The sequence below is a fragment of the Rothia sp. HMSC065B04 genome, from assembly GCF_001812285.1.
GTDB lineage: Bacteria > Actinomycetota > Actinomycetes > Actinomycetales > Micrococcaceae > Rothia > Rothia mucilaginosa.
In genome coordinates this window covers 52,816-55,637 of the sequence record NZ_KV808410.1, presented here as the reverse complement: position 1 = coordinate 55,637, position 2,822 = coordinate 52,816, and the positions used below count along the sequence as shown (strand labels likewise).

The following is a 2,822-nucleotide window of genomic DNA, read 5'->3' as shown; positions in this document are numbered from 1 at the left end:
AATGAAGACATCATTATCCCATCTACAAAAAACTATACGGTGAGTGAAGCGAGCGAAAAGGTTGAGCAAATCAAAGGTCGGGAAACCGGGGCGCTACTCGCGGGAAGACTCCCATCAGGTAACGCTCCCGATTCCCCTCGCCGGTGCCTGTAAAGGATGCTAGGGGCGGGACAGGTCCAGCTGTTGAGCCTGCGGCACAACGACTCGAAGAATACAGCCCGCCAGACCCCTCACGCACCGAAACTAACTAAGACGGCTGCCGCCGTGCGCCATACGGTACAGCATGACCGAGAACTCCGAAGAAGAAACAGCATCCGAACTGAAACCCTCGGCATAGCGGTGATCATAATCCTTATAACCCCAGATGAACTGCTGAGTAGCCCACAGCGACTCCCGCCAGAACGCAGTATCCGTACGCCCATAATCGGACCAATGCGAACGCGAAACCCGGACGGGAGAATCACCCGGCACGCTACTGTTCTTGGGCACAGACGAAGACGGCACACTGCTCGACTCCGGCGCAGGAGCCGGGGCAACCATCCGCTGGTACCTGTACAGGAACGCCACCGCAGAACGTGTCGAAAGGGCTGCCTCCGGGTGGAATTTGCCGTCCGCCCAGCCGAAGGTAATACCCTTCTGACGAGCCCAAATGTACGCGGCGTAGTCCGGGTCGTTCGGTGCCACATCCGCGTAAGGGCTGGTTGCAGGCAGCTCAGCATGAGGCGCGCCCGCCAGGCGGTACAGCGCCACCGTGACATCGCGGCGACTCAGCACAGTCTTACTCTCATCCAGAAGAGCCTGTTTCTTGACCCATTCGACAGCAGCCTTCTGCTCCTCAGCAGTATTCGCCAAGAGATCAAGATTCTCAGAAGCCACCGGCTCGACCGCATCCGCGGCACCATCCTTGCCCGGGGTTACCTTCTCCAGAACAACCCTGTACGCTCCCTCATAATTCAGCGCGCTACCGGGAACGTTCAGCGTCTCCTCAGCGGCACCATCGTGGATGCGCTCAGCGGGAATAACCTGCTCCAGAGCCTTCTCACCGGTCAGCTCGCCGAAAATATCCGTTGCCTGAATCGAGAAACGGTAATAGCCCTCGGCAAGCTTCGGAAGATTCGAGACGCGTGCGGTGAGAGTATTCATCTCCTGATACGGGTTGACGCGCTTATACGGAATGTACAAATCCGGACGCGCTACAGGCTGGTCAGGATTCGGCTGGTTATCACTCGGCTGCCCCGACCGCACCGGAAGGAACTGCGCAACACTGGTCAGCAAGCTACCGCTGTACTCCTCCTCACCCGGGTGAGGCAGATTAGAACCGTAGATACCAATCATGTAGAGCCTACCCGGCTTCAACGTACCCGCCGGAATCGTCATCTTCGTGCCGAAATAGTTATTGCGGAAACCCGTACAGTGATGCAAGCAGTTGCCCGTCAACGGAACAGCATGGGAGAAAACAGGGCGTCCCATAATCTTTCCGGTAGCCGGGTCTGCCTCGTATAGAGTGACGTACGCCTGGCTGTCGTATCCACCTACGATATTCGGGGGAAGAATATGGTAGCCCTCAACCGTCAGAGTCGTATCCTGCCACGGCTTATCAATCGCCGAAATGCTGTAGCGGTACGTCGGCTGGTCAGGCTCAGGGTCGCGCACCGTGGGCAAGGGAATTCGTGCCGTAAGACGATAATCTTCATACGGATAGTCGTGCGGGTCAGGCTTATCGGACGGGTAGTAGGTCAGCACCACATCGAAGAGCGTACCCTCCGGAACCATCATCCACTGCTTCGGAATGTCAAGAGTGAACGTGACGCTCCCGTCAGGATTATCGTGGGCCTTGCCCTCAGCGCGGAGGCCGGCAACCTTGCTGCCGTACTGCGCCTCAGGAAGGGGATTGCCGTAATATGGCTCAAGGTAATTCTCACCGCGCTCCACAATGCCGAACTCATACAGCGTGTACTTCGCGCGGAACTCGGCACTCAGCGGCGCAGTGGTCACAGAGACGGTACCGCCCTCAGAAATGTTGAGGGTGCCCGAGGTGAGCTTCATGCCAACCGGGTTGTCAGGTTTCTTATCCTCAGCAGGGGTGGGAGGGGTCAATGGGGTAGGGGAATCCGCCAGCCGAACTGGTGCAGTAACCGTAAAATTATGAATCTCTGAACCGTAGTAAGGATTATCTGAGAAATAGACCCTCAGTTCCGCTTCGGAACCCAAATACACGCCCTGTAGCTCTTTAATATCCTCAGCATTAATTTCAAGTTCTACGGTTTGGGTGCCGTCGGGGTTACGGACCACAATTTTGTCACGTTCATAGTAATGGTCACTATTAACGCTGAGGTTGGCAATCGTTTTTTGAGCAGTTTTATTATAAACACTGATTGACCCGATATAGTACCCCAAATCAACTTCCGGGGAAATATTAGAAATAGTAACTTTATATTTCCCCTCATGGTACGGGTCAACCGTCTGAGGGGACAGCGAAACCTTCGGAAGGGTATTGCGGTACGTATTGCTCTGGTAAGGCATTTTCATGGGGTTCTTGCCCACAGGAACGAAGGGGAAGGCACGCCTCATAGCAATCGGGCCTGAAGGAGAGTCTCCCTGTACCGACAGATAATAACCCTTGCCTGATTTCAAAAGACCGGCAGGAATCGTAATTTTATGCTGAAAATGACCGTTAGGAATTAGGTCATGAAAAACACGCTTAGAATACGGAGAATCCGAAGGGTCAAAAGGTTCCAGCTCCTTGATATATTTATGGGTAACATTTGCAGACGGGTCATATTCTACGAGAGTAAAACTTAGCTTATTCATCCCGTCAAAAC

At 54.3% G+C, this 2,822-nt stretch carries 1 protein-coding gene; it reads right to left on the bottom strand.

All coding sequences use genetic code 11. From position 1 onward, the window contains the following. Positions 1–243: 243 nt before the first annotated feature. Entirely contained in the window at positions 244–2,097 is a 1,854-nt protein-coding gene (locus tag HMPREF2845_RS07635; RefSeq protein WP_141752964.1) for a peptidase, read from the bottom strand. Positions 2,098–2,822 lie beyond the last annotated feature (725 nt).